Origin of the sequence: Enterobacter sp. EC_50 (assembly GCF_019584525.1) — a bacterium.
GTDB lineage: Bacteria > Pseudomonadota > Gammaproteobacteria > Enterobacterales > Enterobacteriaceae > Enterobacter > Enterobacter roggenkampii.
This window is the reverse complement of sequence record NZ_VDAF01000010.1, coordinates 1-25,732: the sequence shown is the minus strand read 5'-3', so window position 1 is coordinate 25,732 and position 25,732 is coordinate 1. Positions and strand designations below refer to the sequence as shown.

At 54.2% G+C, this 25,732-nt stretch carries 23 protein-coding genes and 1 pseudogene; 10 read left to right on the top strand and 14 right to left on the bottom strand.

Annotated elements, in window-relative coordinates; translation table 11 throughout:
* From FHC48_RS10030 to puuD, 4 genes are all read right to left on the bottom strand, one after another.
* Positions 1 to 1,281 carry an FAD-binding oxidoreductase gene (locus FHC48_RS10030; protein WP_025911468.1) on the bottom strand — a complete coding sequence of 427 codons (1,281 nt, stop codon included), beginning with the start codon at positions 1,279 to 1,281 and terminating at the stop codon, positions 1 to 3.
* Positions 1,278 to 2,771 (bottom strand): aldehyde dehydrogenase PuuC, encoded by a 1,494-nt coding sequence (gene puuC, locus FHC48_RS10025; protein ID WP_220420527.1) that lies wholly within the window; start codon positions 2,769 to 2,771, stop codon positions 1,278 to 1,280. The genes FHC48_RS10030 and puuC overlap by 4 nt, the downstream gene beginning before the upstream one ends.
* 157 nt (positions 2,772 to 2,928) lie before the next feature.
* The gene (gene puuR / locus FHC48_RS10020; RefSeq protein ID WP_008502454.1) at positions 2,929 to 3,486 is read right to left on the bottom strand and encodes an HTH-type transcriptional regulator PuuR; all 558 of its coding nucleotides are present in this window, start codon (positions 3,484 to 3,486) and stop codon (positions 2,929 to 2,931) included.
* A gap of 25 nt (positions 3,487 to 3,511) precedes the next feature.
* Positions 3,512 to 4,276, bottom strand: a complete 765-nt coding sequence (gene puuD, locus FHC48_RS10015; protein ID WP_059365129.1) for a gamma-glutamyl-gamma-aminobutyrate hydrolase — start codon at positions 4,274 to 4,276, stop codon at positions 3,512 to 3,514.
* Positions 4,277 to 4,490: 214 nt separating this feature from the next.
* On the opposite strand from puuD, the gene FHC48_RS10010 reads away from it, so the two are divergent.
* Both FHC48_RS10010 and FHC48_RS10005 read left to right on the top strand, forming a co-directional pair.
* The gene (locus FHC48_RS10010) at positions 4,491 to 5,909 is read left to right on the top strand and encodes a glutamine synthetase family protein (protein WP_119312097.1); all 1,419 of its coding nucleotides are present in this window, start codon (positions 4,491 to 4,493) and stop codon (positions 5,907 to 5,909) included.
* Positions 5,910 to 6,265: 356 nt separating this feature from the next.
* A complete protein-coding gene (locus tag FHC48_RS10005) occupies positions 6,266 to 7,657 on the top strand; it encodes an APC family permease (RefSeq protein WP_023292582.1) in 1,392 nt (463 codons plus the stop codon).
* Positions 7,658 to 7,721: 64 nt separating this feature from the next.
* On the opposite strand, the gene FHC48_RS10000 is transcribed toward FHC48_RS10005, so the two are convergent.
* Entirely contained in the window at positions 7,722 to 8,975 is a 1,254-nt protein-coding gene (locus FHC48_RS10000) for an MFS transporter (protein WP_059365154.1), read from the bottom strand.
* A 121-nt stretch (positions 8,976 to 9,096) separates the two neighbouring features.
* Here FHC48_RS10000 and FHC48_RS09995 point away from each other — a divergent pair, with 121 nt between their 5' ends.
* From FHC48_RS09995 to bioD, 3 genes are all read left to right on the top strand, one after another.
* A complete protein-coding gene (locus FHC48_RS09995) occupies positions 9,097 to 10,029 on the top strand; it encodes a LysR family transcriptional regulator (RefSeq protein ID WP_023292581.1) in 933 nt (310 codons plus the stop codon).
* 94 nt (positions 10,030 to 10,123) lie between these two features.
* Positions 10,124 to 11,344 (top strand): sugar metabolism global transcriptional regulator Mlc, encoded by a 1,221-nt coding sequence (mlc, locus tag FHC48_RS09990; protein ID WP_059365155.1) that lies wholly within the window; start codon positions 10,124 to 10,126, stop codon positions 11,342 to 11,344.
* Positions 11,345 to 11,474: 130 nt separating this feature from the next.
* The gene (gene bioD, locus FHC48_RS09985; RefSeq protein ID WP_008502446.1) at positions 11,475 to 12,170 is read left to right on the top strand and encodes a dethiobiotin synthase; all 696 of its coding nucleotides are present in this window, start codon (positions 11,475 to 11,477) and stop codon (positions 12,168 to 12,170) included.
* On the opposite strand, the gene clcB is transcribed toward bioD, so the two are convergent.
* The 7 genes from clcB to FHC48_RS09950 all read right to left on the bottom strand — a co-directional run bounded on the left by clcB (position 12,105) and on the right by FHC48_RS09950 (position 18,747).
* Entirely contained in the window at positions 12,105 to 13,415 is a 1,311-nt protein-coding gene (gene clcB, locus FHC48_RS09980; RefSeq protein WP_059365156.1) for a voltage-gated ClC-type chloride channel ClcB, read from the bottom strand. The genes bioD and clcB overlap by 66 nt on opposite strands.
* Before the next feature lie 102 nt (positions 13,416 to 13,517).
* Positions 13,518 to 14,666 (bottom strand): osmoprotectant ABC transporter ATP-binding protein OsmV, encoded by a 1,149-nt coding sequence (gene osmV, locus FHC48_RS09975; RefSeq protein ID WP_059365157.1) that lies wholly within the window; start codon positions 14,664 to 14,666, stop codon positions 13,518 to 13,520.
* Positions 14,666 to 15,313 carry an osmoprotectant ABC transporter permease OsmW gene (gene osmW, locus FHC48_RS09970; protein WP_014169860.1) on the bottom strand — a complete coding sequence of 216 codons (648 nt, stop codon included), beginning with the start codon at positions 15,311 to 15,313 and terminating at the stop codon, positions 14,666 to 14,668. The genes osmV and osmW overlap by 1 nt, the downstream gene beginning before the upstream one ends.
* A gap of 8 nt (positions 15,314 to 15,321) precedes the next feature.
* Entirely contained in the window at positions 15,322 to 16,221 is a 900-nt protein-coding gene (gene osmX / locus FHC48_RS09965) for an osmoprotectant ABC transporter substrate-binding protein OsmX (RefSeq protein WP_059365158.1), read from the bottom strand.
* Between the two features lie 18 nt (positions 16,222 to 16,239).
* Positions 16,240 to 16,950 (bottom strand): osmoprotectant ABC transporter permease OsmY, encoded by a 711-nt coding sequence (gene osmY / locus FHC48_RS09960; protein ID WP_025911451.1) that lies wholly within the window; start codon positions 16,948 to 16,950, stop codon positions 16,240 to 16,242.
* Positions 16,951 to 17,226: 276 nt separating this feature from the next.
* Positions 17,227 to 17,964: a YoaK family protein gene (locus FHC48_RS09955; RefSeq protein ID WP_059365160.1), complete on the bottom strand. Its 738-nt coding sequence runs from the start codon at positions 17,962 to 17,964 to the stop codon at positions 17,227 to 17,229.
* A gap of 159 nt (positions 17,965 to 18,123) precedes the next feature.
* On the bottom strand, positions 18,124 to 18,747 hold the full coding sequence (locus FHC48_RS09950; protein WP_059365161.1) for a glutathione S-transferase family protein: 624 nt from the start codon (positions 18,745 to 18,747) through the stop codon (positions 18,124 to 18,126).
* A 427-nt stretch (positions 18,748 to 19,174) separates the two neighbouring features.
* Between FHC48_RS09950 and FHC48_RS09945 the strand changes: the two genes are divergently transcribed.
* Positions 19,175 to 19,630 (top strand): hypothetical protein, encoded by a 456-nt coding sequence (locus tag FHC48_RS09945; RefSeq protein ID WP_059365162.1) that lies wholly within the window; start codon positions 19,175 to 19,177, stop codon positions 19,628 to 19,630.
* A gap of 43 nt (positions 19,631 to 19,673) precedes the next feature.
* Here FHC48_RS09945 and FHC48_RS09940 read toward each other — a convergent pair whose 3' ends face one another.
* Positions 19,674 to 20,084 carry an SgcJ/EcaC family oxidoreductase gene (locus tag FHC48_RS09940; RefSeq protein ID WP_025911441.1) on the bottom strand — a complete coding sequence of 137 codons (411 nt, stop codon included), beginning with the start codon at positions 20,082 to 20,084 and terminating at the stop codon, positions 19,674 to 19,676.
* A gap of 474 nt (positions 20,085 to 20,558) precedes the next feature.
* Between FHC48_RS09940 and FHC48_RS09935 the strand changes: the two genes are divergently transcribed.
* Genes FHC48_RS09935 through FHC48_RS09925 form a run of 3 tightly spaced genes read left to right on the top strand, consistent with a single transcriptional unit; the run spans position 20,559 to position 24,901 of the window.
* Positions 20,559 to 21,866, top strand: a complete 1,308-nt coding sequence (locus tag FHC48_RS09935; RefSeq protein ID WP_059365163.1) for an ABC-three component system protein — start codon at positions 20,559 to 20,561, stop codon at positions 21,864 to 21,866.
* On the top strand, positions 21,859 to 22,563 hold the full coding sequence (locus tag FHC48_RS09930) for an ABC-three component system middle component 1 (RefSeq protein ID WP_059365164.1): 705 nt from the start codon (positions 21,859 to 21,861) through the stop codon (positions 22,561 to 22,563). The genes FHC48_RS09935 and FHC48_RS09930 overlap by 8 nt, the downstream gene beginning before the upstream one ends.
* A complete protein-coding gene (locus FHC48_RS09925; RefSeq protein WP_059365165.1) occupies positions 22,547 to 24,901 on the top strand; it encodes an AAA family ATPase in 2,355 nt (784 codons plus the stop codon). Before FHC48_RS09930 ends, FHC48_RS09925 begins: the two co-directional genes overlap by 17 nt.
* 286 nt (positions 24,902 to 25,187) lie before the next feature.
* Here FHC48_RS09925 and FHC48_RS09920 read toward each other — a convergent pair whose 3' ends face one another.
* Positions 25,188 to 25,505, bottom strand: coding sequence for a YebG family protein (locus FHC48_RS09920; RefSeq protein ID WP_059365166.1), 318 nt, complete (start codon positions 25,503 to 25,505; stop codon positions 25,188 to 25,190).
* 95 nt (positions 25,506 to 25,600) lie between these two features.
* Here FHC48_RS09920 and FHC48_RS09915 point away from each other — a divergent pair.
* A pseudogene (locus FHC48_RS09915) lies at positions 25,601 to 25,732 on the top strand (ISL3 family transposase); the annotation flags it as partial.

Genomic DNA, 25,732 nt, shown 5'->3' with positions numbered 1-25,732 from the left:
TCATACGCCAAGACGATCGCGCAGGCTGTAGTACGCCGCGCCCATCGCCGTAAATGGAATCCGCAGGCTGCGGCCGCCCGGGAAGGGGTAGTGCGGGAGGTTAGCAAACGCATCAAAACGCTCGGCGTCACCGCGCAACAGTTCCGAGATCAGCCGTCCGGCCAGGTGGGTGCAGGTCACGCCATGGCCGCTGTAGCCCTGCATGTAATAGATGTTTTTGTCCAGACGACCAAACTGTGGCATACGCGACAGGGTCAGCAGGAAGTTGCCCGTCCAGCGGTAGTCGATTTTGACGCCTGCCAGCTGAGGGAAGGTTTTGAGCAGCTTTGGCATCACCAGGCGCTCGACATCGTCCGGATCGCGCGCGCCATACACGACGCCACCGCCGTACAGCAGGCGGTTGTCGGCGGTGAGACGGTAGTAATCCAGCAGGTAGTTGCAATCTTCCACGCAGTAGTTATTGGGGATCAGCGTGCGGGCGAGCTCTTCCGGCAGCGGGGCGGTGGTCACCACCTGGGTGCCGCAGGGCATGCTGCGTTTTGCCAGCTCCGGTTCAATCTTATCGCCCAGATAGGCATTCCCGGCGACGATCACGTAGCGGGCCGTCACCTGACCATGCTGCGTGCTCACCACGGCCGGGCTGGTGTGCTGAATGGCAGTCACCGGGGACTGTTCATACACCCGCCCGCCGTTCAGGCGAATGGCGTCCGCTTCGCCGATCGCCAGGTTCAGCGGATGAATGTGCCCCCCGCTGCGGTCCAGCAGCGCGCCGGTATAGCGTTCGCTGTCGACTTCCCGGCGGATGGCGCTGGCGTCCAGCAGCTCCAGCTGCGTGTTGCCGTAGCGTTCCCAGTTCGCCTTTTGCTCCTCCAGCGTCTCCAGCTGCTTATGGTTTAGCGCCACAAAGAGCCCGCCGGGACGATAGTCGCACTGGATCTGATAGCGCTGGATACGCTCCCGGATGATCTCCCCGCCTTCAAACATCATGCTTCCGAGGGCTCTGGCAGCATCGGGGCCGTAGTTTTTCTCGATCACGTCGATGTCGCGGCTGTAGGAGTTAACCAGCTGGCCGCCGTTGCGTCCGCTGGCGCCAAAGCCGATGCGCGCCCCTTCAAGGAGCACCACGTCATAGCCCATTTCGGCGAGATGCAGCGCGGAGGAGAGGCCGGTATAGCCGCCGCCCACCACGCACACGTCACAGCTGATCGACTCGTTAAGCGTCGGGAAAGGTTCGTAAGCGTTCGCGCTGGCCGCGTAGTAGCTGGTGGTATGTTCGGTCATGATTGAGGCTCCATGGCAATCCAGATGGTTTTCAGTTCGGTAAATTTTTCCAGCGCGTGCAGGGACTTATCGCGACCGTTGCCGCTCTGCTTAAAGCCGCCAAAGGGAACGGTCATATCACCGTCGTTATAGTTATTGACGAAGACCGAGCCTGCCTTCAGGCGGCGGCTCATGCGGTGCGCGCGGGAGAGATCGCGGGTCCATACCGCCGCGCCAAGCCCATATTCACTGTCGTTGGCCAGCGTTAAGGCTTCCTCTTCGGTTTTAAAACGGGTGACGACCAGCACCGGCCCGAAAATCTCTTCCCGGCACAGCGGGGAGGCAGGGTCGATGTCGACGAAAATGGTTGGACCGACTGCGGAAGGCCATGATTGTTCCCGCCCGTCCAGCAGCAGCGTACCTTTCCGGGTTCCCTCGCGAATAAACGTGTGGACGGTATCGGCGTGCGCGGCGTCGATGAGCATCCCCATCGTGCTGTCGGGGTCGAGCGGATCGCCCGGCTGCCAGTGGCGGGCCTGCGCCTTCAGCCTTGCCAGGAAGTCATCAGCGATGCTCTCTTCAAGCAGCAGGCGGGTGCCGGCGATACAGACTTGCCCCTGGTTATAAAAAATCCCGGCGGCGGTCGCGCTCACGGCCTTGTCCAGGTCCGGACAGTCGGCAAAGATAATGTTGGCGCTTTTGCCGCCCGCCTCCAGCCAGACGCGCTTCATGTTGCTTTCTCCCGCGTCCTTCAGCAGCTGCTTGCCGGTACGGGTAGAGCCGGTAAACGTCAGCACCTCGACCTCCGGATGCAGTGCCAGCGCCTGGCCCGCTTCGTGGCCGTAACCGCTTATCACGTTCAGCACGCCGTCCGGCAGGCCCGCCTCTTTCGCCAGTCCGGCCAGCCGCAGGGCGGTGAGCGGTGATTTCTCCGATGGTTTCAATACCACGCTGTTGCCCGCGATCAGCGCCGGGCCCAGCTTCCAGCAGGCCAGCAGCAGCGGGAAGTTCCAGGGGACGATGGCCGCGACAACTCCGATGGGCTCGCGCACGATCATCGCCAGCTCGCCCGGACCCGTAGGCGCCACTTCGCCGTAGACTTTATCCGCCGCTTCGGCGTACCAGCGAATGGCGCGCGCCGCGCCGGGAATATCGTCGCGCAGGCTGTGGCGGATGGGTTTACCGGTGTCCAGCGTTTCCAGTAAGGCCAGCTCTTCGCTATGGCGTTCCATTAAATCGGCGAGCGTATTTAGCACGGCCTTGCGCTGCGCCGGAGACGCCTGCGACCAGTCACCGCGCTCAAATACCGCACGCGCGGCCTGAACCGCGCGGTCCACGTCCGCCTGCTTGCCCCGTGCGACGTTCGCCAGCGTCTGCTGGGTCGCGGGATTGACGGTGTCAAACGTGGCATTATCGGCGGCGTCACAATAGGCACCGTTAATAAATAACCGGTTCTCAATGGCGCTGTTTTTTGCTTTATCCTGCCAGTAAGTCAGGTGCTGAAAATGCATATTCACTCCTTTCTTTCGCAATCAGATAAATAAAGGCATGGCCGTTTCAGGCAATACGAAGCCGTGGGGCATCCCGGGAATTAACCCGTTAAATGCCGACAGCGATCGTTTTTATATTTCCCGGCGTAAGCGCGCTTACGCCGGGACTGAGTGGTAATTAGAACGTGGTGGGAGTGTGGGCACTGATAATGCGGCAGATGCCTGCCGAGGTGTTGCTGAAGCTGTGCGGTATGCCGGTATTGATGGCATAGCTTTGCCCCGCAACCAGGTGATATTGCTGGCCATTAATGGTCAGCAATATTTCACCTTCCAGTATCGTACCGATCTCCTCACCCTGGTGTTTGATCCTCTCTCCGGTCGTGGTTCCAGGCTGGTAAGTTTCAAAAATCATCGCCAGCGTACGGTTCGGATTTCCGTTATGAACCAGCTTCATCGAAACCCCCTGACTGCCTATTTCGATAAGGTCTTCCTGATTAATAACCACCTGCGGTTCATCAGGTTTTTCCGGTTCCGAAAAGAATTCCGAGAGCGACAGCCCATAAACTTTCAGCAGCTTTTGCAGCGTACTGATAGCAGGACTGACTTTGTCCTGCTCAATGGTGCTGATGGCACTGTGTGTTAACCCAGACAGTTCGGCGGCACGCCGCTGTGAGAGACCCAGCTGCTGGCGGATCTCAGACAGACGTTTCCCTGGCGCCAGTCCGTCATCGCTCATAGTTGCATTTCCTTTACGGTAGTGGTCAAAGCCGCTGCTTCTCGGCAATGTGGCTTTGACAGGCGGTGATAAAACCTTCAAACAACATACGGGACAGGGCGTACTCGCTGCTGTTCCATTCGGGGTGCCATTGCACGCCGAGGGCAAAAGGGTGGTCATAAACGCTGACCGCCTCGACCAGCCCATCCGTCGAGCGGGCCTCCACGCGAAGCCGTGGTCCTAACGTCCGTGCACCTTGCCCGTGTAACGAGTTTACCCAAAATGTGTTACAGCCTGGTATTAATTGAGACAGCAGTCCTCCCTCCTGAACCTGAACTTCATGAGACGGGGCGTATTGTAGCTCAACCGGCAGTTCAGGATCTTCCCGGTGCTCGAGCAGGTCGTTCTGCTCGAACAGGCGGCGATACAGCGTCCCCCCCGTCGCAACAACGAGTTCCTGCAGCCCCCGGCAGATGGCGAAAATGGGGATGCGCCTTTCGAGCGCGGCGGCAATCAGCGCCATACTCAGAAGATCTCGCCCGGGATCGGCGTCAGGCTCATCGCCGTTTTCACCATAAAGGTGCGGCTGCACGTTACTTGGGCTGCCCGGCAGGTAAATCCCGTCCAGGGTGGGCAGCAGAGCGGTGAGCAGCTCTGGCTCTGCCAGCGCATGCGGTAAGGCAATTGGTAAACCCCCCGCGTTAATAATGGCATTCAGGTACTTTTCTTGCAGGGTCTGGGTCTCATGACCCTTAAGCCTGTTTCTACACATCACCACGCCAATAACTGGCTTGTTCATTATATTTTCCATGATCGCCCTCACAAAGTGGACTAAATTTAGGCCATTTTCGCCTTATAAACGGCCTTTTCGTTCAATATTTTCTCAATCTAGCAACGGGATCTGCCTTTTGCAAACTTAATTTAACATTTGACAAACAATTTATTTGCATACAGATTCGATAGGGTGGACATTATATTTGACAGTCCAGAGCAGCGAACGCAAATCCCAAAAACGGTGGTAAATCATGGAAACCAATATCGTAGAAGTTGAGAACTTTGTGCAGCACACGGATGAGAGGCGGGGCAGCGCCTTTACGCAGGAAGTGAAGCGCTATTTAGAAAAGTATCCTGACACCCAGTTTATTGATGTCCTCCTGACCGACCTGAACGGCTGTTTTCGCGGCAAGCGCATCCCGGTTGCCGGACTGAGCAAGCTTGAAAAAGGCTGCTATTTCCCGGCATCGGTTTTCGCCATGGACATTTTAGGTAACGTCGTGGAAGAGGCGGGTCTGGGGCAGGAGCTCGGCGAGCCGGACTGTATCTGCGTGCCGGTGCCGGGCACCCTGACGCCGTCCGCCGCCGACCCGGAATACATTGGTCAGGTGCAGCTCACCATGGTCGATGAAGATGGCGCTCCCTTTGACGTTGAGCCGCGGAACGTACTCAACCGACTCTGGCAGCAGCTGCGCCAGCGCGGCCTGTTCCCCGTGGTAGCGGTAGAGCTGGAGTTCTATTTACTTGACCGTAAACGCGATGCCGACGGCTATCTGCAGCCACCCTGCGCGCCGGGGACCGACGTGCGTAACACGCAGAGTCAGGTCTACTCGGTTGATAATCTTAACCATTTTGCTGACGTGCTGAACGATATTGACGAACTGGCGCAGCTGCAGCTGATCCCGGCCGACGGGGCAGTGGCTGAGGCCTCCCCGGGCCAGTTTGAGATAAACCTGCACCATACGGAAAACGTGCTCGACGCCTGCGATGATGCGCTGGCGCTTAAACGTCTCGTCAGGCAGATGGCGGAAAAACATAAGATGCACGCCACGTTTATGGCAAAGCCGTATGAAGAACATGCGGGCAGCGGGATGCATATCCACATCAGCATGCAAAACAACCGAGGCGAAAACGTGCTCGCAGACGCCAACGGCGAGGATTCCGCGCTGCTGAAACGCGTGCTGGCCGGGATGATCGACCTGATGCCTGCGTCCATGGCGCTGCTGGCACCGAACGTCAACTCCTACCGCCGTTTCCAGCCGGGGATGTACGTGCCGACGCAGGCGTCATGGGGGCACAATAATCGCACCGTTGCCCTGCGTATCCCCTGCGGCGATCGCCATAACCATCGGGTCGAGTACCGGGTGGCGGGCGCTGACGCGAATCCGTATCTGGTGATGGCGGCGATTTTTGCCGGCATTTTACATGGGCTGGATAACGATTTACCCCTGCAGGAAGAAGTGGAAGGCAACGGTCTGGAGCAGGACGGGCTGCCGTTCCCGATTCGTCAGAGCGATGCGCTGTGGGAATTTATGCAAAACGATAGCCTTCGCGAGCGGCTGGGCGAACGTTTCTGCCACGTCTATCACGCCTGCAAAAACGATGAATTACTGCAGTTTGAACGCCTGATTACCGAAACGGAAATTGAGTGGATGCTGAAAAACGCCTGATGACGTGCCCCGGTAAGGGGCCGCTTTGTTTCATCTGACACGTATCACCAAACGGCCTGCGCGGAGCCTGGCCTAACTGTTCGCTGGCACGCCAGCTTTCTCCCGGGAGTCGCGTTATGGAGCGCAGGCGGCACAGGGATTTTCTTAACGACACTGTGTGACGAGGTAGGAAATGATGCAGATGTTCAACTATCCGCAGGGCGAAGGGGGCCAGTCAGGCGCCTGCTGTGAGTGCGAGCCAGAGACGGTGCGCTGGTACGATCGCGTGTGTTCTTTACAACTTCCCCCTTTGCTAAGCAGGTTTGCGTTAAGGACAGCGCGATTGCAAACCACGGTAAGCATGGGGGGGACGGTTTATGGCGACTAACACCTCTCTTGACTCGCCGCGCATGGCCGGCAGAACCCGGCTGCGCAGTTCCCTCAAGCTCTGGCAGGTGGTCATGATGGGGTTGGCTTATCTCACCCCCATGACCGTGTTTGATACCTTCGGCATTGTGTCCGGTATCAGCAACGGCCACGTGCCCGCCTCGTATCTCCTGGCGCTGGCTGGCGTCATGTTTACCGCCATCAGCTACGGCAAACTGGTACGACAGTTCCCGGAAGCGGGCTCTGCGTACACCTACACGCAGAAATCGATCGGCCCCCATTTAGGCTTTATGGTCGGCTGGTCATCGCTGCTGGATTATCTCTTCCTGCCGATGATCAACGTGCTGCTGGCGAAGATCTACCTTTCCGCGCTGTTCCCTGAAGTCCCGCCGTGGGTCTGGGTGGTGGGGTTTGTGACGATCCTGACGCTGGCGAACCTGAAGAGTGTGAATCTGGTCGCCAACTTTAACACCCTGTTTGTGCTGGTGCAGATCGCCATCATGGTGGTGTTTGTCATACTCGTGGTGCACGGTCTGCATAAGGGAGAGGGCGTCGGCACCGTCTGGTCGCTCCAGCCGTTTATCAGCGAGAACGCACACCTGATCCCGATTATTACCGGCGCGACTATCGTCTGCTTCTCTTTCCTCGGCTTTGACGCGGTCACCACGCTGTCGGAAGAGACGCCAAACGCGGCGCGGGTGATCCCCAAAGCCATCTTCCTCACCGCTTTGTATGGCGGGCTGATATTTATTGTTGCCTCGTTTTTCATGCAGCTCTTTTTCCCGACGATCGCGCGCTTCAAAAACCCGGACGCCGCGCTGCCGGAAATCGCGCTGTACGTGGGCGGCAAGCTCTTCCAGTCGGTGTTTCTGTGTACCACGTTTGTGAATACGCTCGCTTCAGGCCTGGCCTCGCACGCCAGCGTCTCTCGCTTACTGTATGTGATGGGGCGTGACAACGTGTTTCCGGAGCGGGTGTTTGGCTACGTGCATCCGAAATGGCGTACTCCGGCCCTGAACGTCATTATGGTTGGGATAGTGGCGCTGTCGGCCCTGTACTTTGATCTCGTGACCGCGACGGCGCTGATCAACTTTGGCGCGCTGGTGGCGTTTACGTTTGTTAATCTCTCGGTGTACAACCATTTCTGGCGGCGCAAGGGGATGAACAAAACGTGGAAAGATCGGTTCCACTATCTCCTGCTGCCGCTCATTGGTGCCGTCACGGTCGGCGTGCTGTGGATAAACCTCGAAGCGACGTCCCTGACGCTTGGCCTCATCTGGGCGGCGCTGGGGATCCTTTACCTGACATGGCTCACGCGCCGTTTCCGAAAACCGCCTCCGCAGTTTGAAGCCGGTAAGATAGAACAGGCCTGGGATTCCTGAACGAAAAACGGCACCAGTACGCTGGTGCCGTTTTTCGGGAAACGGACGTCCGCCCGCGAGCATATTATCTCAGACGTTTATGCAGGCTTCCCCCCACCAGCAACGCCGCGCACAGCATCAGCGCAATAAACCCGCCCACGCCGTTCCAGCCGTAGCTATGCCAGAACACGCCGCCGAGCGTCCCGGCGATGCTGGACCCCAGGTAATAGCTAAACAGATAAAGAGACGATGCCTGACCTTTGGCGCGACGCGCGCGCGGGCCAATCCAGCTGCTGGCAACCGAGTGGGCAGCGAAGAAACCCGCGGAGAAGAGCAGCATGCCAGCAAAAATCAGCCACAGGGAGGAGAAGAGCGTCAGCAGCAGGCCGATCAGCATCACCGATGTGAAGAACAGCATGACCGGGCCGCGGCCATAGCGGGCGGTCATTGCCCCGGCCTTCGGCGAACTCCACGTTCCGGTCAAATACGCAACCGAGAGTAAACCGACAAGAGCCTGGCTCAGATGCCACGGCGAGAGCATCAGGCGATAGCCAATATAGTTAAACAGCGTGACGAACGAGCCCATCAGCAGGAAGCCGGTCAGGAACAGGCGCGGCAGCCCCTTGTCGCGCCAGTGCAGGCGGAAGTTGATAAACAGCGTTTTCGGGCGCAGCGATGTCGGGCGGAAATGACGCGATTCCGGCAGAATTTTCCAGAACATCAGGGCGGATGCCAGCGCGAAACAGCCGATGACCGCCAGCGCAATACGCCAGCTAAAGAAGTCCGTGAATACCCCGCTCAGCAGACGCCCGCTCATCCCGCCAATCGAGTTCCCGCTGATGTATAGCCCCATAGAGAAGGCAACAAAGCTCGGGTGGATCTCCTCGCTGAGGTAGGTCATCCCGACCGCCGCCACGCCGCTGAGCGAGAGCCCAATCAGCGCGCGCATCACCAGAATGCCGTGCCAGCTGGTCATCATGGTCGAGAGTAGCGTACAAACCGAGGCCAGCATCAGCGCGGTTACCATCACCTGTTTACGGCCGATGGCGTCGGACAGCGGCCCGGTAAAGAGCAGGCCAATCGCCAGCATACCGGTTGAAATAGAGAGGGATACGCTGCTGCTGGCGGGTGAAACGCCAAACTCATGGGAGAGCACGGGCAGGATCGGCTGAACGCAATAGAGCAGGGCGAAGGTCGCCAGACCGGCGGAGAAGAGCGCCAGCGTGACGCGCATAAATTGGGGGGTACCACGTTTAATGAACTGAACCGGCTGCGATGTTGCAGGTAAATCATCGATATCGCTCGCCGGATCGATATCAATGGCAGTTGTACGACTCACACAGTTTCCTTGCTTAAACATCCCCGTGATTTCTGGTGACGGGTATGACCACCTGATAAGGGTAGGAAAATGTAAATATTCTGTCTAATATATTAATAATCTCAAATGATACTTTAGAAATATGAATATCGAGCTGCGTCATCTCCGCTACTTTGTCGCCGTCGCCGAAGAGCTGCATTTTGGCCGCGCGGCGGCACGGCTGAACATCTCTCAGCCGCCCTTAAGCCAGCAGATTCAGATCCTGGAGCAGCAGGTCGGGGCGCGCCTTCTGGCCCGCACCAACCGCAGCGTGAGCCTGACGGCGGCGGGTAAGCAGTTTCTCATCGATAGCCGACAGATTCTGAGCATGGTCGAGGACGCCGCCGCCCGGGCAGAACGGCTCTATCTCGGGGAGGCCGGAGAGTTGCGCATCGGGTTTACCTCGTCCGCACCGTTTATCAGCGCCGTCTCGGAAACCCTGTCGTCATTCCGTCGCCATTTCCCGGATGTGCATATTCAAACGCGCGAGATCAACACCCGCGAGCAGATCGCGCCGCTCAATGAAGGTTCGCTGGATCTGGGGCTGATGCGTAATACCCAGCTGCCGGACTCGCTGGCGTGGGAGGTGATCCTGCGCGAGCCGCTGATGGCCATGATCCCGCACGATCACCCGCTGGCGTCGCGTCCCGCGGTTTCGCTGGCAGAGCTGGCAAACGAGCCGTTTGTCTTTTTTGACCCGCAGGTCGGAACGGGTCTGTATGACGATATCCTGGGGCTGATGCGCCGCTACGATCTTGCCCCGGTTATCACCCAGGAAGTCGGGGAAGCGATGACCATTATCGGCCTGGTCGCCGCAGGGCTGGGGGTGTCTATTCTTCCGGCCTCCTTTAAACGGGTACAACTGCGCGAAATGCGCTGGGTGACCATCGCCGAAGAGGATGCCGTTTCAGAGATGTGGCTGGTCTGGGCAAAACATCGCGAACAGAGCCATGCCGCACAGCGTTTCAAACAGCAGTTGATGAACGCCTCCGCCGGGCGGCATTTTCAGGGAAAAGTGGGCAAAAATGTGCAGTAAATCACATGGCTAAGTAAATATTTGACGGCAGCCCTGCAAGTGCTTCACCATAGCCAACAGTTTATTTCGAAGCTCGAAAATAAGGGAGTACGAGGTGGTCGCTGATAGTCAGCCAGGGCATATTGATCAGATTAAGCAGACCAACGCTGGCGCGGTGTATCGCCTGATTGATCAGCTTGGTCCGGTTTCGCGTATCGATCTTTCGCGCCTGGCACAGCTGGCACCCGCCAGTATTACCAAGATTGTCCGCGAGATGCTGGAAGCGCACCTGGTTCAGGAGACGGAAATTCAGGAGCCGGGCAGCCGTGGCCGTCCGGCAGTCGGGCTGGTGGTGGAGACGGAGGCCTGGCACTACCTGTCGCTGCGCATCAGCCGGGGGGAGATCTTCCTTGCGCTGCGCGATCTCAGCAGCAAGCTGGTGGTGGAAGACCGTCTTGATCTGCCGCTCAACGCCGGGGAACCGCTCCTCGACGCGATTGTTTCGCATATCGATCGCTTCTTTATTCGTCACCAGCAGAAGCTTGAACGCTTAACGGCCATTGCCATCACCATGCCGGGTATTATTGATACCGAAAATGGCATTGTTCACCGCATGCCGTTTTACGACGATGTTAAAGAGATGCCGCTGGGCGAAGTGCTGAAAAACCATACCGGCGTGCCGGTCTATATTCAGCATGACATCAGCGCCTGGACCATGGCGGAGGCGCTGTTCGGCGCGTCACGCGGGGCGAGGGATGTGATTCAGGTGGTTATCGATCATAACGTCGGGGCAGGCGTCATTACCGACGGACGTCTTCTCCACGCCGGAAGCAGCAGTCTGGTGGAAATTGGCCATACCCAGGTCGACCCATACGGTAAGCGCTGCTACTGCGGGAACCACGGCTGTCTGGAGACCATTGCCAGCGTGGAAAGCGTGCTGGAGCTGGCGCAGGTCAGGCTCAGTCAGTCCATGAGCTCCTCGCTGCACGGACAACCCCTCACGGTGGATTCTCTCTGCGCCGCGGCGCGTCAGGGCGATCTGCTGGCGAAGGACATCATTACCGGGGTGGGGAATAACGTTGGCCGCATTCTGGCGATTATGGTGAACCTCTTCAACCCGCAAAAAATCCTTATTGGCTCACCGCTGAGCCAGGCGGCGGAGATCCTCTTCCCGGCGATTACGGCCTGCATTCAGCAGCAGTCGCTTCCCGCCTACAGCCGGAACATTGCGGTAGAAAGTACCCAGTTTTCCAATCAGGGCACGATGGCCGGCGCCGCGCTGGTCAAAGATGCCATGTATAACGGCTCGCTGTTGATCCGCCTGTTACAGGGTTAACTCTTTTTTGCAGATGTAAGAAAAATTGCGCTATCTCAAGCCGGGTAGCGCACGCATCCCGTAGACTTCCTCCACTGAATTATTTACCTGGTTTATATTTTCGAAGCATACCCAAGAGGTGGAGTGAGTCATGCTTAAGCGTTTCTTTGTTACTGGTACAGATACCTCTGTCGGCAAGACCGTTGTATCCCGCGCATTGCTGCAGGCGCTGGCAGCAAGCGGTAAACGCGTGGCAGGGTACAAACCGGTCGCAAAAGGAAGTAAAGAGACGCCAGAGGGATTGCGTAATAAAGACGCCCTGGTACTGCAAAGCGTCTCGTCACTGGAACTGCCTTATCACGCGATCAATCCTATTGCGTTAAGCGAAGAGGAGAGCAGCGTGGCGCACAGCGGCCTGATTAATTACCCTCTGCTGTCCAACGGTCTGGCGAGCCTGTGCGAGAAGGTCGATCACGTGGTGGTTGAAGGCACGGGCGGCTGGCGCAGCCTGATGAACGATCTGCGCCCGCTGTCGGAATGGGTGGTGCAGGAACAGCTTCCGGTGGTGATGGTGGTGGGGATCCAGGAAGGGTGCATCAACCATGCGCTGCTGACGGCGCAGGCGATTGCCAATGACGGCCTGCCGCTGGTTGGCTGGGTGGCCAACCGCATCAACCCTGGTCTGGCGCACTATGCGGAGATCATCGACGTGCTGAGCACCAAACTACCCGGACCGCTGGTGGGTGAACTGCCTTATCTGCCTCGCGCCGAGCAGCGCGAGCTAGCGCAATATATCGATCTCTCTGCCCTCAGTGGCGTGTTGACCGTAGATCGAGTCGTGGCGTAACGTCCGCGACAGCACGGACGCCAGCACGCAGGCGACCAGCAAACCGGGCAGTAAAAAATATTGCCCGGTCATTTCACAGACCATCAGCGCCGACATAATGGGCGCATGCGTGGTCGCGGCGAGTAGCGTCGCCATCCCCGCCAGCCCAAGCAGAATCGCCGTCTCAGCGCCCGGCAGCCACAGCGCGAAAAGCTGTGCAAACAGCATGCCCGTCGCCATACCGACAAACAGCGTGGGCGTGAATACTCCGCCCGGCGCGCCCGATCCGCTGCTCGCCAGCACCGCCATCAGTTTACAGATAAAGACGCCTGCAACGATCGACAGCAGCGGTGGGGCGAGCAGAAAAGCCTGCACCACGCTGTAGCCGTTCCCCCACACCTTCGGCGTCAGAAGAGACAGCAGCCCGACGATCGCACCGCCGAGCGCCAGCTGCCACGGGGGCGAAAGCTTAAGGCGCAGGAATAGCCCGTGGCTGAACGCCATCAGCCACATCAGCAGCGGTCCGCAGAGACCCGCCACCAGCCCCATGGCGGCCAGCAGGGCATAATCAGTTGCGGTGAGTGTGCCGCTCAGATGGACCGCGTAGAGCGTGCCGGTTCCCGGCGCCAGGAGCTGCGTGGTGAGAAGCGCCACTACCGCCGCGATAACCACGGGCCCGAGCGAGGCCAGCATCAGGGTGCCAAACAGAATCTCCGCAATGAACAGGCTTCCGGCTAACGGAGCATGGTAGGCGCTGGCCATCCCGGCCGCGGCGCCGCAGGCGATCCATAACTTCCATTCGGATTTGGGCGTAAAGCGCCGGGCAAAAAAGGAGGCGGCGAGGGCGGCAAGCAGGATCATCGCCCCTTCACGCCCGATGGCGCTTCCGCTGGCCACGACCAGCAGCGAGGCAAGGGATTTCACCAGGCTGGCGCCGTAATCAAACTGACCGTCGCCCGTCTCCAGCGCTTCCATATAATCGGTAGGGGCATGAGGCCGCTGGGCGGTCAGCCGTTGCCATCCCCAGAGCAGCAACCCGGCAGCCAGCCCGCCCAGCGCGGGCGTCAGCGCGCGCCGCCAGGGTGAGAGCGACGCGGCGGCATTCACCAGGCTGCCGCTGTCGTTGCTGAGAAGCAGCCACTCCAGCAGATACATGCTGTGGCGGAACACCGCCACGGCCAGCGCGGCCAGCACGCCGGTGACGGTAGCAATCAGCAGTCGACGAAACATCGCGCGGATGTCGGGGTACGTATGAAGACGTTGCATGGGTCGCGAGTAAACGGGAAAGATACAATATTGTGGCGGGAAATCGCGGGGTTAGCAAAAGGTATGCGTGCGGAAAAGCCGGGCGATGCCCGGCCAGAAAGGTTAGCTGTCGGTGTGAATATTCAGCGCCCGGCGCGTACGACCTGAACTCAGATACTCGGCAATATAGTCCTGAGAAATCTCGCCGTTGTAGCGCCCGTCCTCATCTACGATCGGCATCCAGCTGGTGTTGCTCTCATACAGGCGTGACAGCACCACGCGCAGGTTGTCTTCGGCTTTGCCGGTCATGCGGAACGGATGCAGGATGTCGGCGCAGGTCCCGCTGGCGTTACGCGCTTCGCGACGCTTCACAAAGCCCAGCGGTTTACCGTGCTCGTCCACCACGGTGATGGCGCGGATATCGTTATCATCCATGGTGGCAAAGGCCTCTGGAAGCGGGGTAGAGCCACGTACCGTGATAGTGGGCTGCTGGTCGGTGACGTCGCCCGCCGATACCAGCAGCAGACGCTTCAGCGTGCGGTCCTGACCGACAAACGAGCCGACAAACTCGTTCGCCGGTTTCGCCAACAGTTCGTCCGGGCTGGCGCACTGCACGATTTTCCCCTGACGGAACACCGCAATACGGTCGCCAAGCTTCAGGGCCTCATCGATATCGTGGCTCACCAGCATGACGGTTTTTTTCAGCTTGCGCTGCATCTCGAGGAACTGGTTCTGGATCACCTCGCGGTTGATCGGGTCCACCGCGCCGAAGGGCTCATCCATCAGCAGCACCGGAGGATCCGCCGCCAGGGCGCGGATCACGCCGATGCGCTGCTGCTGGCCGCCGGACATCTCGCGCGGGTAGCGATTCAGGAACTTATGCGGATCCAGCGCCACCATATCCATTAGCTCTTCGGCGCGGGTTTTACAGCGTGCTTTATTCCAGCCCAGCATGCGCGGTACGACGGTAATGTTCTCTTCGATGGTCATGTTCGGGAACAGGCCAATCTGCTGGATCACGTAGCCAATGTTGCGGCGCAGGGTGACGGTGTCCATCCCGCTGGTGTCTTCGCCGTTGATCAGGATCGTCCCGCTGCTCGGCGTAATGAGGCGGTTAATCATCTTCAGGGTGGTGGTCTTCCCGCAGCCGGACGGGCCGAGCAGGACGCACATTTCCCCTTCGGGCACGTTCAGGTTGACGTTGTCGACGGCCTTAAAGGTCTGGCCGTGCTTCTGTGAAAAGTGTTTGGTGAGGTTTTCCAGTTTTATCATTATCGAATCCCCTTCGGAGTCAGTACCACCTGCAAACGGTGCAGCAGCCAGTCGAGCACAATCGCTAAAAGACAAATCATCAGCGCACCCGCAATCAGCATGCGAATATCGCTTCCGCCGATGCCGTTGAGCAGCAGCAGGCCCAGACCGCCCGCGCCGATCACGGCGGCAATCGCCATCACGCCGATGTTCATCACCACGGCGGTGCGGATCCCGCCGAAAATCACCGGCAGCGCCATCGGAATTTCGACCCAGCGCAGGCGCTGCCAGAAGGTCATGCCGATGCCGCGTCCGGCTTCACGCAGGCCCGGCGGCAGGCTGTCGAGCGCCGTATGGGTGTTACGCACAATCGGCAGCAGCGAGTAGAGAAACACCGCTGTGATCGCGGGCAGGGCGCCAATCCCCTGACCGATCAGCGAAAAGAGCGGGATCATCAGGCCAAACAGCGCAATGGACGGAATGGTCAGCACGATGGTGGCAATCCCCAGCACCGGCGTCGCCAGCCACTTGTGGCGAACAATCAGAATGCCGAGCGGGACGCCGATGAGAATGGCTAAGCCCACGGCCAGCGCCACCAGCCACAGATGCTGCAGCGTCAGGGTTAAGAGGTAGTCCCAGTTGTCCAGAATGTAGTGAATCGTCTCCATAGCGCCTCCTACAGCAGCTGTTTGCTACGCAGGAAATCACGGGCGACCTGCTGCGGTGACTGATGGTCGATATCCACCTTCTTGTTCAGTTCGGTGATAACGTCGTTGTTGAGCTGGGCAGAGAGGGTGTTGAGCGCCTCTTCCAGGCCGGGGTTGGCCTCCAGCGTGTCCTTACGCACCACCGGGGTGACCGCATAGCTCGGGAAGAAGCCTTTATCATCCTCCAGCACCTTGAGGTCGAAGCCCTTCACGCGCCCGTCGGTGGTATAAATCAGCCCGGCGTCGACGAAGCCGTCGCGCACCGCGTTATAGACCAGACCGGGGTCCATCTGACGGATCTGCGGGCGGTCCAGGTCCATCTTATAGGCGGCCTGAAGCGGCTTCATGCCGTCGCTGCGCCCGGCAAATTCCAGGTCTAAGCCCAGCAGCCAGTTTTTGTCCGGGGTGGTTTTTCGGATCTGCTCAATCTTCGCCACCATGTCCGACATGGTGTTGATATGCTCTGCCTCGGCGCGCTTGCGCTGCATGGCGAACGCATAGGTGTTGTTCATGTCGGCGGGCTTGAGCCAGACCAGACCGTGCTTCGCGTCCAGACGTTTCACCGTCTCGTAAGACTCCTCTGGCGACATGCGCTTGTTGATGTGGTTAAAGATGATTAATGACGTGCCGGTGTACTCCCAGGTCATGTCAATCTGCTTGTTGATCATCGCGTTGCGGGAGATCACCGTGGCGATATTGGTTTGCGGCTGCACCTGAAAGCCTTTCTTTTGCAGGTACTGCACGGTCATCGCCGAGAGAATGTGCTGCTCGGTAAAGCTCTTGGTCGCCAGAATCAGCGGGGCCGCAATGGTCTGGCCGGTGAACAGCGCCGCGGCACACAGCGCCGCCAGGCTGGATATCAGTCTCATAAAAGCTCCTTGTTATTGTTATCGAGCGAGATGGGGACTCATCACGCGACCCAGCGCCGCCAGCAGGGTATCGAGGATCAGGGCGAACAGGGCGGTGGCCGCCGCGCCGAGGATCAGGGTCGGGAAATCGTTCAGGTAAATGCCCGGGAAAATCAGCTCGCCGTAGCTGCTGGCACCGATCAGGAACGCCAGCGGTGCGGTACCGACGTTAATGGCGGTGGCGATGCGGATCCCCGAGAGCATGACCGGCCAGGCGGCAGGCAGCTCAACCTGGCGCAGACGCTGCCATTTGGTCATCCCGATGCCGTTTGCCGCTTCCAGCAGCGACGGCGGGACCGAGCACAGCCCGGCATAGGTGTTGCGCACGATCGGCAGCAGCGAGGCGAGGAACAGGGCGATGATGGCCGGCGTATCGCCAATACCAATCACCACCATCGCCAGCGCCAGCACGGCCAGCGGCGGCAGCGTGTTGCCGACGTTGAAGATTTGCATCACATATTCGGCGATACCCCGCGCGGCCGGGCGGCTCAGCAGAATACCGGCCGGAATACCCACCAGCAGGGCAAAGAACATTGATGAGAAAACCAGAATCATATGCTGTTGCCCGAGATAGATCAGGTCAACCTGACGCGCTCTGAGGGTCTCCAGCCCGATCCCCCAGACGAGGAGGGCGAGAACCACGATAATGGCGCCGACAAACAGCAGCGAACGTTTGAGTAATGGGTGCATTGCGGTGTGTCTCCCTGTGCGCATGCGTTATAGCAACCACCGGTTGCCTGTTGTTATGCCATGTTTCGGCAGGGGTAATTGACCTATAGCAAGCGTTTGGGAAGGGTTCCAGCGAAGGGGGAAAATCAGTAACCCTATGAAACTAGTGGCAACCTGAGGTCAGGCCTTATGGCATAAGGCCTGATTGTGGGGCGGGCAGAATAGTCCTAAAGCGAATCTTTAGATGTGACAGTGTCACATATAAAGGGCTTTTATGCCGATTACAGGTCATTACCTTCATAGAGGGGCGCGAACCCGTCGAACCCGCGACGAGACGGTGATAATTGAGACGGTGGCGACAACTGCGAGCATCAACCCCAGCGCCAGCATGGCGTTGAAGCCAATCCATCTGAACAGCAGCAGCCCCGCAATACCGCCCGTAATGAACGAAAACAGGGTGGTTAAGTGGGTTTTTAGCTGACTTTTTTGCGCCGCCGTATCTTTGGAGTAATCCCTGCGCAGCATCGCCACCATGACGGAGGCCAGGGAAATCCCCGCGTCCGTTAGCGTGCCGGTAATGTGCGTCGATCTTACCCGTCCGCCGGAAAGCTGCGTGGAGGTGGAATTATGAATGCCCATCAGAAAGCAGAGAAAAAGAATAATCTCGCGATTGCTGGTGAGCGCATGGAAATACATTTCGTAGAAGGAAACGCCTGTCAGTAATATCCCCTCGACAAAAAGGATCTGGCAAAAAACCAGCCTGACGTTATGGATAATTCCCCATATCACAATCGTGCGCGCAATAATGGCGCCAGCCACAAAAGAGAGAATTATCGAGCCGAAGAAAATCATATCGCTCAGATCGGTAGAAGAAACTTCGCTGGATAACTGTGAGGTGTTGCCGGTCATGTGTGAGGGGAAAAAGCCAAATGCCCCGAGGGCGATGGCGTTCAGCAAACCTGCTGAGGTCGCCAGCCAGAGAGCAAGCCGGCGATCCTCCTGGTGCGTTCGTTCTTTCTTGAGTTTAATCAGCAAGAATACCTCCGGGTTGAGCTTTGCCTGACTATTCAGGCTAGCAAAGCGGTGCAATGGGCTGTCCAGGATATGGCTTAATTATTATTCCCTCTGACGACAATCAGGGTTTCGTAATTAAATAAAACAGCCTCGTTGCGGTATTCATTCAGGCATTAAGTTTTATATCATGCCGTTATTGCCGTGACGCAAAAATGCCGGACGCTGGTTAAGGCGCTCGAACCAGGCCTCAATGGCGGGCACGTCTGGCTTATCAAACGGCGTCATTTTCCAGCGATTCACCGACAGCCCAAGCACCACGTCCGCAAGGGTAAACGTCTCGCCCGCCGCAAAGGCCCCGGTGCGCTTCAACTGATTCTCCAGAATAGAGATGCAGTGGTTCCACTCCTTGATTCCTGCCGCAATGCGCTCGGGGTCGTTAAAGGCCGGGTTTTTACGCCCCAGCGCCGGGAAGACATAGCGCCAGGCGTTGTTAAATTCAGTGGCCTGCCAGTCCATCCAGCGCTCAACGTTGGCGCAGGCATGCGGTTCTGCGGGCAGCAGATCGTGACGTTCGGCCTTGCGCGCCAGATAACGGCAGATGGAATTGGACTCCCACAGCACGAAATCACCGTCAATCAGCACCGGCACCATGGCGTTGGGGTTCAGGGCGCGGAAGGCATCCGTTTCCGTCGAGGCAAAACCGCTGCCGTAATCTTCCTGCTGATAGGCTATGCCCGCTTCTTCGCAGGTCCAGAGCACTTTACGAACGTTGATGGAGGTGGTTTTGCCGAGGATGGTGATCATTGCGCAGGTGTCCTTTAATGGATGTTATTGTTTAAAAACAATACACCAGATGTGCCAGAGAGGTTGGGGCAAAATTTGGTGGGGCGTGCTCTGTCTGACCCCGTTGAACGTTTCTGGAAGGCGCCTCGCAAACCGCAAAGTAACCTTATGAAATTCAGCGTTATGTCTTTTCCTCTACGAGGCGCGGTCGTAAAGTGCCTGCGTTGCGGCACATCCGCAATCGGGCGTAGGAACCCGCATCTACAGAGCGATATTTATATGTCGCGACAGCGCCGATCTCGTTAAAATTGCGGTGGCGCTGACGGAGCAGCCGCAAGGCTGGCCGTTTTCTCTGTGGGCGGTATTCCTACCTCTGTCAGCGCTACCCCCTCGAGCGTAGGAACTCATCGGGTGGTTCACCCAATTTATACACTGAGGATGCCTTACGATGGCTACTATCCCAACCCTGACTTACCTTCCATCTGACGAAAACGTCATTCTGCAACGTATCTCCCGACCGCTTCCGGCCGATGCCGATCTCTTTGACGTCGCCGACAACTGCGCCGCGCTGGTGAGCGTGCTGGTCGAAACCGATGATATCGCGAGCCGTACAGCGCTGTGCGAGCGTCTCCTTGAGGCTCTGCGCAGGCTGCGCGCACTCTGCGATGCCGATCTTCCGCCATACCTGATTGAACAGTTGATCATGGGTGAGAAAACCAACTCCTGCGTGCCCGACTGCTGGCTGGACACCTTAACGCAGGTGGATTATGTTCTGGCGCTGACGCAAGCCGTTATGGGGGGAACGCTGCCCGCTCACGTAGTGAAGGAGCTGACAGGCCTGCTGCACGATATGGTGTGGCTGCTGGCTGAGTTTGTGAAGGAGCCGCGCATTACTGCGCATTAAGGGGCTGGCGTGGAGGGGCGGCAGCGCCCCTTTGAAAGTGTGATTAACGCGATCGGTTCCCGGTATCCAGAAGCGACGTGCCGTAGGAGTTGTCGATAGTACAAAGCCAGCGACCGTCGCTTTCCTGCCGAAAAACATAGGTCGCGCGGCGCGACATTTCCGTTATTCCACCCTGACCATCAGGAAAACGCAGAACGGTTTCCATGATAACGAGGGCAGTGTCACCGCCTTCGATCACCTGCATCTCTCCTTGTTCCACAATCAATTGGTCCTGGAAATAATCCGAGATGGCAACAAACGCGCTGCGGATGTTGTCTTTGCCTTTAACTACCATTCCGGGCTTGACCACCAGAGCTGCATCTTCGGCGTAGTGTTTCATCAGCGCGTCATAGTTTTTGGTGGTGATGGCGCGATCGCAGGATTCGATGATCTGGCGTAGCGGATGTGGGGTCATGCGCGATTCCTCGTTATGGGGTAACCAAGTATTAACGTAACAGCCAGGCATTTTTGTATAGCCACTAGGTTTTATGAGGGGGCGTTTCAGTTGAAAAACTAACCATTAGGTCAATATAACTTCATTTGTGAGTGAAATGCGAAAGTTCACAGTTATTCGCGCAGCACAAAAAGAGGCATAGTTTATAAACCAACGGTGAGCAAAGGTTAACAGTTCCCTTCAAAGGGGGCGTGTTTAGTTCAGTAGTTCCAGTATGAGGTCGAACCTTGGCAGGCGGACCGAAAAACCCAAATTTCAGTGTAAGGATATCATAAGCAAAAAGCATATAAATCTAGGGAGTAGATCAAAATTCACGAAGATTCTAAGAGTATTTTATATGTCAATAGGCTATATACTTAAAAACGCAATTGGATGGGAATCGTCTCCGAATTGTAGATGCCCCAATTATGCGAATCTAAAGATATAAGGGATCTCATGACAGTAGCTCCTCAACCTTTTCCACACACAGCTATATCTACATGGAGTGGGTTTGTCTATCAAGGCAAGCTGGCGCTTTACCATTGTTTGAAGATGATGTTCGCAGATTATGAAGCTAACCGGGATTTGAGACTGCAATTAGAAAGCCAGGATGATTTTGCAATTTTTCGTCAACAGCAATGCATGTCAATGCATCAGGTCAAAGCGTACAAGGATACGCACTTCTCCGCTTATAGAGATGGCATCAGTGCTCAACGGGATAATGCGAGACAGAGAGGAGTACACTTGGCCTATTTCCATGTGACTCGAGCAGTAACGAACATCCCGGCAACATTTGAGACCGAATATGGACCAGTCAGATTTTACACTTATCCTGTTCTGCAGGCTACAGAAGGGAATGCAACACAATCATTTTGCCCACTGAATGAAGTGGACGCAATGATTCGAAATAAAATTTCCAATCTAATTTCTAACGTCGGCGCTCTCCCTGCTTGGAAAATTAATGTTGTTGCAAATATCCAAAATACACTTGAGGCAATAGTTAATGCTAAAGTCATTTTAACTCATAATCTAATACACGATTCTTTGCGCAATCAGAGGGCAATTGCAGCAAACGAATTCATAGAGTTTTCTGAATTGTATGATGTAATCGAAGCAGATGATTATGCTCCGTTTGAAAATGAGTCTTTCTTCCTTAGTCGTCTGCAGATCGATATTGGGACATATTACCAAGAGTTTTGTGAGAGCCAGAATGATCTTTCCCAAAATGCATGTCAAAAATTGGATGACTATCTGGCTGCTATCAATGCTTTGGACATTGAAGGAATGAAGGCATTCCTACGAGCAACTATGCCGCATAAAACCGGGCGGTTTAAGACCCTTAATGAGTTTAAGGACCAGTCACTCGATCGTGATGCAATGCGACTTGGGATGTTTACAATTTTCTGGAAACTAATTCATGCTTCACAACATGAAGGTTCTAGCGTGGCATTTTCTTGGCTTGACAACGGGCGTTTCTACTATCCAACAGGCATCCACCATGCTACAGAGCATCAGGATACTATATGTCATGACATCATGAAGCAGGCAATTAGCGAAGATGTGGAATGTTTATTTGAGTGCGGTGTACTCATTACCAGTGCTATAGACAGACCCTCAATATCAGATGTGCTCGTAAGTATTGACGCTACCGAGGGAGTTGATACCGATGAAAACGAGTTGATGAGGGAACACCGAATCGGAAATTATAAAAGGGTAGCAATGGTTTCTTTAAATAATGTACCTGAGAGTTTGAAAGATGTATAATCTGATAGAGCAATTATTTGAATCGCAAGGACTGACGCGAAAATTCCCCACAGATTTAGCGTTATATGAATATAGTGTTTCAGGAAAGAAAAACTTCTGGTTAGTAGTCTTTGGAGAACCAATAATAACAGCTGAAATACAGGCGAGATGGTTGAATGAATGCAAAGCAGTGACATCCGATCCTGCGCTTGAAAAAAATATCAATTTATTAATTGTATGGAACACTGACAGCTCAAATGTTCTTTCAAGTGAAAGAATTCATCATGCGGAAGAAGATAGCTTTTTCTTCAAGAAACACGTGCTTCCTTATACTAATGCAGAGCTTGAAGCATTATATCAGCAGATTGATATTCAGAGAATTGCGGCGGTATTTCAAGAATTGGTCACTTCTCCTAACACATTTGTAGAATATAAATCTCATTACCTACAAGGTGGATGGCAAAGCCTACTATATAGAATTGCTATAAAACTCCCTTTTATCGCTGTTAATATTTTCGATAACTCTAATTTAGCGAGCCTTGAACGTAGTATAACTGAAAAGATTCAGCGAACAGATGATCCTTCTCTTCTAAAAGCAATCGACAAGGGTATTGACGCTTTAGCTGATTACATTGTGTCGCAGGATGTATTACCAGAAGAGCTATTAGTTCTCTTGGATGACAAATTATCTGAGGCAGGTTATGAAATTGATTGTTAAGCGCCTAGCAGTACGTAATTTTAAAGTCTTTAAGAAATTAGATTTAACTCTTGAAAGTGAGCATCTTGTTGTTCTTGACGGCCCAAATGGTTTCGGAAAATCATCTTTTTTTGATGCCTTGGAGCTTTTGCTGACAGGAAAAATTCGGCGCTATATCGAGCTCGAAGAACTTACAGTAGATAGACGCAGTTTGAAAGCGGGATGTCCTTGGCTATTCAAAGAAGCGAATGATGATGATTGGCTCTCAATCCGTGCCGAGATCTTAGTTGATGGGGTAAGTTATTTTCTTGAGAGGGCTGTCAGTAAATCAGTGCTTGATGAACATAAAGGTGTTATTGATTTAAAGCTTCCTTTATATGAATTAGCCGATTTTAATTCGGAACGAGGAGAGGCTATTTCGCACGAGGAAACATATCTCTCTATCTTGCTAGGGGAGCAATATCAACGTGATTTTGAATTGTTCCATTATGTTGAGCAAGAAGAAAACACTCGCTTACTAAAACAAAAAGAAAAAGATAGGCAGGGCCAGATTGCTCATCTATTCGATATTGGCGATATTCAAGATAAAATTAATAACATTAATCTGGCTTCAACCAAGATAGGTAAGCTGTGTAATCCGCAGAAATATGCCGAGCTGAACCAGCTTAAAGATAAATGGGAACTAGCTAAACAACAAATGTTACCGGCAGGTAGTTCGGTCGCATATGAAAAAATTATTACCATTACAGATCAACCATGGGATCGTGATATTGTGGAGGTTGATGTACAACAGTTCGAACAGTGGTTATCTGCAGATGGAGAGTTATTCCGCATTCAACGTTTTATTGAAAATTTCGAACAATATGAAAATTATTTGTATAACAATGCGTTGGTAAAAAAACTTCTTCCTAAAAAGGAGTTGCAACAAAGATTTTTGATGTATTATCGAGTTCTTGATAAAAGGGAACAATGGCAGGATAATGTTGCTTGTTTTGAATCTGTTTTGACACTGAGTGACGCATTTAAAGATATTATCAAGGCTATTAGTGAAAATCGTTTGGTGCTCACTGCTCCGCTAGTCACACTCCTAACAGAAATCCTCTCCCCGGATGATTTTCACCAACAGGTCGCCGTGCTCAAGGCGCAGTTAACCAATTCAGATAAGGTTCAGGAGTGTTATGCGGCTATGCTGCAATCGCGTGAGCAAATGGTAAGTGCTTTCAGAGAGCATCAAGCTCACTATGATTTAACTAATATTTGCCCAACGTGTGGTCATTCTTGGCCAACGGCGGATGCTTTACTGCAAGGAATTGAAAACCAACGTATAACTCTTGAAAATTTAGCCGAGCAACAGAACGATCAATTCTCACAAGCATTAACTAACTTCAGGCGTAATTGGCAAGAGCCGATTGAAATTATACTCCATAAGTATATTGAGAAAAATAAAGAAAGCATTGAACGAAAGCGCCAGTTAACGAACCTATCAGAGGAGCAAATTCATTGGTTAGAAAACTATCATAATTTATTGCGAGATGAAGGGATTGATTTTCAGGATTTACTATGCGAAAAATTTGAGCCTTTAACTCAACAATCACAAGATGATTTCGTCCAACGTATTTATGATAGATTTAGAACAGTTGATGATAGCCTTATTCATGATGATTTTGAGAAGATTTACCGTGAGGTTTTCAATAACGATTCTAATGCGGTTAAATATGTTTCCATTCCGAAGATCGAACAAAAAAAAGTATATTTAATACAACAAAAATCAATTGCATCGTCCAAATATATTTTAGAGTGTGAAGATGCTTATAAAAAGGCTGTTTTGTCTTTTAAAAAGGCCGAAAAACTAAAAGGGCATCTTAATAAAATTAAAAAGATTTATGAGGGTGAGAAGAGAGTATATCTAGAGTCAATAGTTAAAGAAATTGAGATATTATTTCATATCTATTCTGGTCGCCTTATGCAAAGCTATCAGCAAGGGCTTGGTATCTTCATAGAGAATGATGGTAATTCAATCGCTTTCAATGAAAAACCTGGGCAAGAGCATGATGCCGTCTTTTCCATGAGTTCGGGTCAGCTTTCAGCACTGGTACTTTCCTTTACTCTAGCATTAAATCAGCGATATGCTAAACATTCACTGTTGCTCATAGATGATCCTGTACAAACATTGGATGAAATTAACATAGCTGGCTTCGTCGACTTACTGAGAACAGAATTCGCAGGGCGTCAGATTATTATGTCAACGCATGAAGACCGCATGTCAGCTTATTTCCGTTATAAATATAAAAAATTTGGTATGTCGGCTGGAAGAATCAATTTTATGGAGGAGGCACGTTCAGCTATTGTTAATAGATGACTGTAAAATGCCACCTTCATGGAAGGTGGCGATAAATTATTCTCACCCCTACGGATTAATAAAGATTGTTCTGAGCGACATTAGCTCTTTGGCAAAGTTGGTTCCTCAGCTTTAGTTAATTAATTTTGTTTGGGCATGAATTGACAAAATAGCTGATATCAAAGGTGATATACCCAATCGTACTGTGCAATGATAGCGATCATATGTGGATCCCTACAGACCACCAAAAAAAGCCGAAAGCAGTTATCTGCCTACGGCTTCCGGATCGGTGATGATTTTCTGACATTCAGGCCGCTTTCACAGCCCTGATCTTTTTCGTGTCAGCCGCGTCGGATTCTGTTTTATCCGCTACAGCTGGAGCAGTGAGATCGGGAAGCTTGCTGGTACGCAGAATATGCTGCACGGTCTCTTTCTGCTCGGCGAGATACAGGCCAAGATTTTCAGCCTGCGTTTCATCCATCTGCATTCCGCTTTGCAACAGCCAGTCGGTGAACGCATCTGCCATATCGAGCAGCTTGTCGTGAGCGTCAGCCTCTTTCTTACTGGCAAATGTCATTTTCTCTTCACCTTTTCTTACGACAACAAATTTTGTTTCAACAGCCATCGTGCACCTCGCTATACTGTATTTATATGGGTCTTCCCTTGTTGTGGTGGCTGAAGGCATGATAATGGTGTATTTAATCGCCAGAGGTCACCGCCATGGATGAAAAGTCCCTCTACGCTCATATTCTCAACCTGTCCGATCCGTGGCAGGTAAAGTCCCTTTCTCTCGATGAAAATGCCGGTTCTGTTACTGTCACTATTGAGATCGCTGAAAACACCCGGCTAGCC

Coding starts and splice junctions, on each gene's coding strand:
- FHC48_RS10030 (WP_025911468.1), bottom strand. CDS start 1,281: ATGACCGAACATACCACCAGCTACTACGCGGCCAGCGCGAACGCTTAC.
- puuC (WP_220420527.1), bottom strand. CDS start 2,771: ATGCATTTTCAGCACCTGACTTACTGGCAGGATAAAGCAAAAAACAGC.
- puuR (WP_008502454.1), bottom strand. CDS start 3,486: ATGAGCGATGACGGACTGGCGCCAGGGAAACGTCTGTCTGAGATCCGC.
- puuD (WP_059365129.1), bottom strand. CDS start 4,276: ATGGAAAATATAATGAACAAGCCAGTTATTGGCGTGGTGATGTGTAGA.
- FHC48_RS10010 (WP_119312097.1), top strand. CDS start 4,491: ATGGAAACCAATATCGTAGAAGTTGAGAACTTTGTGCAGCACACGGAT.
- FHC48_RS10005 (WP_023292582.1), top strand. CDS start 6,266: ATGGCGACTAACACCTCTCTTGACTCGCCGCGCATGGCCGGCAGAACC.
- FHC48_RS09995 (WP_023292581.1), top strand. CDS start 9,097: ATGAATATCGAGCTGCGTCATCTCCGCTACTTTGTCGCCGTCGCCGAA.
- bioD (WP_008502446.1), top strand. CDS start 11,475: ATGCTTAAGCGTTTCTTTGTTACTGGTACAGATACCTCTGTCGGCAAG.
- clcB (WP_059365156.1), bottom strand. CDS start 13,415: ATGCAACGTCTTCATACGTACCCCGACATCCGCGCGATGTTTCGTCGA.
- osmV (WP_059365157.1), bottom strand. CDS start 14,666: ATGATAAAACTGGAAAACCTCACCAAACACTTTTCACAGAAGCACGGC.
- osmW (WP_014169860.1), bottom strand. CDS start 15,313: ATGGAGACGATTCACTACATTCTGGACAACTGGGACTACCTCTTAACC.
- osmX (WP_059365158.1), bottom strand. CDS start 16,221: ATGAGACTGATATCCAGCCTGGCGGCGCTGTGTGCCGCGGCGCTGTTC.
- osmY (WP_025911451.1), bottom strand. CDS start 16,950: ATGCACCCATTACTCAAACGTTCGCTGCTGTTTGTCGGCGCCATTATC.
- FHC48_RS09950 (WP_059365161.1), bottom strand. CDS start 18,747: ATGATCACCATCCTCGGCAAAACCACCTCCATCAACGTTCGTAAAGTG.
- FHC48_RS09945 (WP_059365162.1), top strand. CDS start 19,175: ATGGCTACTATCCCAACCCTGACTTACCTTCCATCTGACGAAAACGTC.
- FHC48_RS09940 (WP_025911441.1), bottom strand. CDS start 20,084: ATGACCCCACATCCGCTACGCCAGATCATCGAATCCTGCGATCGCGCC.
- FHC48_RS09935 (WP_059365163.1), top strand. CDS start 20,559: ATGACAGTAGCTCCTCAACCTTTTCCACACACAGCTATATCTACATGG.
- FHC48_RS09930 (WP_059365164.1), top strand. CDS start 21,859: ATGTATAATCTGATAGAGCAATTATTTGAATCGCAAGGACTGACGCGA.
- FHC48_RS09925 (WP_059365165.1), top strand. CDS start 22,547: ATGAAATTGATTGTTAAGCGCCTAGCAGTACGTAATTTTAAAGTCTTT.
- FHC48_RS09920 (WP_059365166.1), bottom strand. CDS start 25,505: ATGGCTGTTGAAACAAAATTTGTTGTCGTAAGAAAAGGTGAAGAGAAA.